This is a genomic window from Sphaerospermopsis sp. FACHB-1094, from assembly GCF_014696195.1.
GTDB classification, from domain to species: Bacteria; Cyanobacteriota; Cyanobacteriia; order Cyanobacteriales; family Nostocaceae; genus Sphaerospermopsis; species Sphaerospermopsis kisseleviana.
Window position 1 is genome coordinate 26,749 of sequence record NZ_JACJPT010000055.1, and the last position, 6,230, is coordinate 32,978.

Below are 6,230 nucleotides of genomic sequence, written 5' to 3' on the forward strand. Positions count from 1 at the left end.
GCCTAAAGCATTTGCACAGTAGGGTGAGTTACACCCAATCTTAAAGCCTGTGGACTGGGTAGTGCCGACACTTCCAGAGTGAAGCAGGAAGTAAACAAAGCTCATGAGTAATTTTGAGTAGGTTTTATATAACGGTCAACGATATCAATTTATAGGCATAAATACAGAGGGCAAGACACTGTGATTAGAGTTGCAATCAACGGTTTCGGGCGCATTGGACGGAACTTCGCACGCTGCTGGATAGGTAGAGAGAATAGCCCAGTTGAACTTGTGGGTATCAATGACACTTCCGATCCTAGAACCAATGCTCACCTGCTCAGATATGACTCGATGCTGGGAAGGTTACAAAATGCGGATATTACTGCTGATGATAATTCCATTACTGTCAACGGTAAGACCATTAAATGCGTATCTGATCGCAACCCAGATAACTTGCCCTGGAAAGAATGGGAAATTGATCTGATTATTGAATCCACTGGTGTTTTTACCAGTAAGGAAGGGGCAATGCGCCACGTTAATGCTGGTGCTAAAAAGGTGCTGATTACTGCTCCTGGTAAAAATGAAGATGGTACTTTTGTGATGGGTGTGAATGATGAAGATTATGATCACAACGTACATCACATTATCAGTAACGCCAGCTGTACCACTAACTGTTTAGCTCCTATTGCCAAGGTGCTGCATGAAAAATTTGGCATCATCAAAGGCACAATGACCACTACTCACAGCTACACAGGAGATCAGCGCATCTTAGATGCTTCTCACCGTGATTTGCGTCGCGCTAGAGCGGCTGGTATTAACATTGTTCCCACTTCTACTGGTGCGGCTAAAGCGGTGGCTCTGGTACTCCCAGCTTTAAAAGGTAAGCTGAATGGTACAGCTTTGCGTGTACCCACCCCTAATGTTTCAATGGTGGATTTTGTAGTTCAGGTTGAAAAACCCACTATTACAGAAGAAGTTAACCAAGTCCTCAAAGATGCTTCTCAAACCTATCTCAAAGGCATTTTAGGTTATAGCGAACTTCCTCTAGTATCTTCTGATTATCAAGGTACAAATGAATCTTCCATTGTTGATGCCAACTTAACTTTGGTTATGGGCAATGACATGGTAAAAGTGATGGCTTGGTATGACAATGAGTGGGGTTATAGCCAACGCGTTTTAGACTTAGCTGAGTTAGTAGCCAATAAATGGGCATAATTTAGGTGACAGGTGACAGTGAAGAAAGCAGGGGAAGCAGGGGAAGCAGGGGAAGCAGGGGGAGAATATTAACTTTTGCCTCTTGCCTTCTGTTACCTGTTCCCTAACTAAAATGCTGAAATCCCTGGCTAAGTGTTAAAACTTGGTCGGGGATTTTTTCGTTTTCATGTTGTAAAATTACTGTTGAGCCTGGTGTAATTTTACCGACAATGGCTGCACCTGCACCTAGTTTTTTTACTAATTCTAATGCGGTTTGTGGTGGTAAACAGAGGACTAATTCAAAATCTTCGCCCCCGTATAGTGCATAATTGAGCGATCGCTGTAGTGTGAGCCAATGATTAAATGTTGATGGTAGAGGAATTTTACTTGCTTCTAAAATAGCGCCTACTTTACTAGCACGGCAAATTTGTAATACTGCATCGGCTAAACCATCACTGCTATCCATCCCAGATATGAGGCAGAGAGCAGAGGGCAGGGAGCAGGGAGAGAAAAGTATTTCTTTGAGAATGGGTATGACATCTAAACGTGGTCTGGGACGCTGGTGTGCGGTGATTAAAGCCACCTTTTCTTCTGATTTGAGGTTTTGACCTATTTCGGGATTTAAGAGCAGTTCTAAGCCCCCACGAGAAGCACCATGAATACCTGTAACGACTATGGCATCACCTATTTGAGCGGTGGAACGATGGATAATAAAATCAGGGTTGGCTTGACCAAAGGCGGTTATGGATAAAGTGGTAATGGGCGATCGCACTATATCACCACCAACTATAGGAACGTTATATTTTTGCAAGCATTCTGTCATGCCCTGATACATTCTTTCAACCCATTCAACGCTTAAATCTCCTGGTAAACCCAGTCCAACGGTGATACCCAAGGGAAAAGCCCCCATAGCTGCTAAATCGGATAAATTAGCAGCAGCAGCACGCCAACCAGCATCCTCTGGAGCAGTGGTAACATCACTAAAATGTACACCATCAACTAACATATCTGTAGTTACTACCAAAGATTGCTTTGATTCTGTCGCCAAAACTGCCGCATCATCACCTATCACCTCTGAAGGACAAAAGCGTTGTAATCTCTCTAAAAGACCTTGTTCGCCAATATCTCGAACTTGTAAATGTTCTGCTGGTAAATTAGACATAATTTTGTATTAATTGAAGAGGCAGGAGGCAGGAGGCAGAAGGCAGAAGGCAGAAGGCAGGAGGCAGAAGGCTGAAATTTTGAATATTTGTATTTTCCTATTCCCACTGATAACTGATAACTAATAACTAATAACTAATAACTAATAAAAATGCGAACTATTGCGGAAATTAATGAAAAAATCAACCAAAAACGCGCCGTAGTTTGGACGGTTGAAGAACTGAAAAAACGAGTAGCGGAAATCGGTATCACCAAAGCTACTAAAGCAGTTGATGTTATTACCACCGGCACTTTTGAACCAATGGAGTCCAGCGGTGCAATTATTAATTTAGGACATACTGACCCACCGATCAAAATTCGCCGCTGTTGGTTAGATGGTGTACCAGCATATTCTGGATTTGGTGCAGTAGATTTATACTTGGGTGCTAGTTGTGCTGTGGAAACGACAGAGGGTGAAGAACTGAGAGAACGTGGCGGAGGCCATGTAATTGAAGATTTAATAGCAGGTAAACCTATACAAGTAAGGGCTTTAGGACAAGTTACCGACTGTTACCCCAGAGCAACTTTTGAAACTACTATCACCTGTGACACTATCAACCAATTTTATTTATTTAATCCGCGCAATCTTTATCAAAACTTTATTATTGGGGTAAATGGAGGCGATCGCCCACTGCATACCTATCTAGGACCCCTCCAACCCCGTTTAGGTAATGCAGTTTACTCCAACCCTGGGGCAATTTCTCCCTTATTCAATGATCCCGATTTACAACTTGTGGGAATTGGGACAAAAATCTTCTTAGGTGGTGGAATAGGTTATGTAGCGTGGGAAGGTACGCAGCATTTCCCCTTACAAAAGCGGTTAGCTAATCGAACACCCATTGGACCATCGGCCACTTTAGCCTTAATTGGTGATGCCAAACAAATGGATGCGCGGTGGGTGCGGGGTTGTTACTTCAAAAGTTATGGACCATCTTTGATGTTAGGTGTGGGTGTGCCACTTCCGGTTTTAAACGAAACAGTAATTGAACGTTGTGCAGTCCAAGATCAAGATTTAGTAGCGCCAATAGTAGACTTTTCTATTCCCCGTCGTGTCCGTCCCACCTTTGGTTTAGTTAGTTATGCTCAACTAAAATCGGGAAAAATTCCCATAGAGGGTAAAGCGGTGCGAGTTGCTCCTTTAGCCAGTATGTTTCTCTCACGACAAGTAGCCGTAGAGTTGAAACAATGGATAGAAGCCGGCACATTTACCCTCACAGAATCAGTTGCTCCCATTCCTAGTGAACGAGCTTTTCTACCCCAGGACAGATGGACAGACTTTTAATGGTGATTGGTGATGGGTGATTGGTAGATTGGTGATTGGTGATTAGTGATTAGTGATTGGTGATTGGGAAAATACAAATAATTTTCCCCCTGCTCCCTGCTCCCTGCTCCCCTGCTTCTTCCCCAGTCCCCAGTCCCCAGTCCCCAGTCCCCAGTCCCCAGTTTCTATTCTTGAGGTTTCGGCTTTTTCACTGGCTTAGGAGCAGGTGTTTTTGGTACAGGTTTAGACACCGCAGAGGTTTCCCCACCTATTTTCTTGATGGGACGTGGAGTTTCTCCATCGCGTCTGGGGGGAAATGGTTTTCTGCCACCAGCACGGGGTCCACCTTTGAATGGTGGTTTGCGTTTTTTGGGTAAATCAGCGATCGCTTCAGCAGTTTCTACTATCAATACATCAGCTTCGCGCTTGACTTTGAAATCCCAAAATTTGCCCACAGCTTTGGTAGCCAGCACACCCCGCATTTTCAACTTAAAATACTTGGGTTTGTCAGTTGGTTTCCGTGGAGCTTGCTTGATTTTAACTACCAAACTCTTAGCGTCAAAAGATTGGTAAACTACCTCACCACGCACAGAAAATTCTCCATCAGGAATTTCTGATGAAGCTTTTACGGGCTGGGAAATTTCTTCTTTAGCAGCAGTTTGGCGAGTAGATTTCTTGGCAGCACCATTTTCGGGTCTCTCTAAAGCTTGTGAACCCGATTTTTTGCCATCCTCATCTGGGGAATTTTTAGCCAGATTTTCTGGTTCCCAAACTCCAACAATTTGGATGTGTAGTGAGTCATTTTCTTGTCTGGTGCGGGGATAAACTACCCAGAGATGTTGTTTTTCTAAGTCCAGGTGATTTTTGACTAAACTCATAATCCGCCCTAAAAGGACGGCATTTAGCTCCACACCATCAGATGTGATCAGTGTTCCTTGGGTAAACTGTTCACTGCTGGGAGAGTAGCGCCCCCGGACTAAACCAATGGCTCGGTATTGCAATGGTTCGCTTGGAGGTGGGATCGGTTGTTGGCGATGAGCCAAATTCCCATTAATATCACTCTCGTTAGGTTTAACAGGTGAACTATCCGGTTTTGATGACTTAGCTGTTAAGTCAATTTTAGCTGGAGCCTGGTTAGAGGCTGTAGAATTGGAAGATTCAGGAGACGGCATCAGGTCGGAATTCATAAAAACTCCTTGCGGCGGAGACACATCCCATTATGGGATTTGACAAAAGCAGATGGAAAGAGCGTTTTTATGGCTGATAAAAGTATATTTCCTTTTAATCTGGCCATTATAGAGTGGGTTGTGCGAACACAAAGGCGCGAAATTTCTCATTTAGAGACTAAATGTGTCATTTAGCGCCTTTACTCTAGTTTCGGAAGCATAGCATAGCTATAATTCTGAATGCTCCTCCTAAAGTCATCACTTACTTTAACAGTCTAGATAGTTTTTTGTTATAAAATTCACAGTGAAATAACCGTATTCCGCAAAGTTTTGGAAAATTTTAACTTTGTGCTTTGTGTAAATATTAATTTCATTAATTTCGATTTATTTCCCTCAAATTTACCAAAAGGAAAAAAATTGTGTCTCAACCACGTAATCGGTGGATAATTCAGGTTGTCTTACTTCTGGCAGTTGCGGCGTTTATTGGGGTTTCTATTATACCCATCATTGGGGCTTTCAATGATTCTCAACCCTTAGCACAAAATACTAGCAGCAACTCTACTAATTCTAGTTTATCTCAGCAAAAGTCAAAGTTAGCAGATGAAATTCGCGGTTTGGAGCTAGTTTTGCAACGAGAACCTGAAAATCAAGCTGCACTTAAAGGTCTTTTACAAGCAAGGTTACAATTACTCAATCAAAAAGGCAGAGGTGAAGTTAAAAATGCTGATATCCAAGCGGTAATTGAACCTTTGGAAAAGTTGGCTAAATTGAATCCACAGCAGTCGGAGTATGCGGTTTTACTAGCACAAGCAAAGCAGCAAATGGGCGATAATGAAGGAGCAGCCCAAACTTATCGCTCTATTTTAGCAACCAAACCCGGTGATCTCAAGGCTTTACAGGGAATGGTAAATTTACAACTCAGTCAAGAGCGCCCAGAAGCTGCTATTGGCTTGTTACAAGAAACTTTATCTACAGCAACTCAAGCAAATTCCATTCAGTCTGGAAGTGTTGATGTTGTTGCTGTACAGATACTTTTAGGCAATGTTTACGCTTTACAGAAAAATGAGACTCAAGCTATCTCTTTATACGAGCAAGCAATTAAAAAAGATCCTCAAGATTTTCGTCCTGTGTTAGCAAAGGCGATGCTTTTAAAAGAACAGGGTAAGCTCGATGAAGCAAAACCTTTGTTTGATAGTGCTACGGCTTTAGCTCCTGCTCAGTATAAAGATGAAATTAACAAGGCAGCAGCAATGCCCAGTCCTACCCCCGCAGCATCACCGGAAAGTACACCGAGTCCATGAGGATGGGCATTGGGCATTGGGAAAAATAAGCTGTTACACAGCTAAATTGTATAATCCTAATATTCTGAACTCTTGTTTAACAGGCAAGATGCCTGTTCCACTTATACAAATTAAATGCACAACAGCTTA

General features: G+C 42.7%; 6 protein-coding genes. 4 read left to right on the plus strand and 2 right to left on the minus strand.

Features of this window, described 5'->3' with window-relative positions; translation table 11 throughout:
- Window positions 1-180: 180 nt before the first annotated feature.
- Entirely contained in the window at window positions 181-1,194 is a 1,014-nt protein-coding gene (locus tag H6F47_RS16760) for a type I glyceraldehyde-3-phosphate dehydrogenase (protein WP_096569099.1), read from the plus strand.
- A 103-nt stretch (window positions 1,195-1,297) separates the two neighbouring features.
- Here H6F47_RS16760 and thiL read toward each other — a convergent pair whose 3' ends face one another.
- Window positions 1,298-2,335 carry a thiamine-phosphate kinase gene (gene thiL / locus H6F47_RS16765; protein ID WP_190650126.1) on the minus strand — a complete coding sequence of 346 codons (1,038 nt, stop codon included), beginning with the start codon at window positions 2,333-2,335 and terminating at the stop codon, window positions 1,298-1,300.
- 150 nt (window positions 2,336-2,485) lie between these two features.
- Between thiL and H6F47_RS16770 the strand changes: the two genes are divergently transcribed.
- Together H6F47_RS16770 and H6F47_RS16775 are read left to right on the plus strand one after the other, a co-directional pair.
- Window positions 2,486-3,655, plus strand: a complete 1,170-nt coding sequence (locus H6F47_RS16770; RefSeq protein WP_190347599.1) for a homocysteine biosynthesis protein — start codon at window positions 2,486-2,488, stop codon at window positions 3,653-3,655.
- Between the two features lie 52 nt (window positions 3,656-3,707).
- Complete coding sequence (locus H6F47_RS16775) at window positions 3,708-3,854, plus strand: hypothetical protein (protein WP_190650128.1); 147 nt, start codon at window positions 3,708-3,710, stop codon at window positions 3,852-3,854.
- On the opposite strand, the gene H6F47_RS16780 is transcribed toward H6F47_RS16775, so the two are convergent.
- The gene (locus tag H6F47_RS16780; protein WP_190347600.1) at window positions 3,820-4,821 is read right to left on the minus strand and encodes a hypothetical protein; all 1,002 of its coding nucleotides are present in this window, start codon (window positions 4,819-4,821) and stop codon (window positions 3,820-3,822) included. The two genes, H6F47_RS16775 and H6F47_RS16780, sit on opposite strands and share 35 nt — an antisense overlap.
- A gap of 398 nt (window positions 4,822-5,219) precedes the next feature.
- Between H6F47_RS16780 and H6F47_RS16785 the strand changes: the two genes are divergently transcribed.
- Window positions 5,220-6,101, plus strand: a complete 882-nt coding sequence (locus tag H6F47_RS16785; RefSeq protein WP_190650130.1) for a tetratricopeptide repeat protein — start codon at window positions 5,220-5,222, stop codon at window positions 6,099-6,101.
- Window positions 6,102-6,230: the final 129 nt, after the last annotated feature.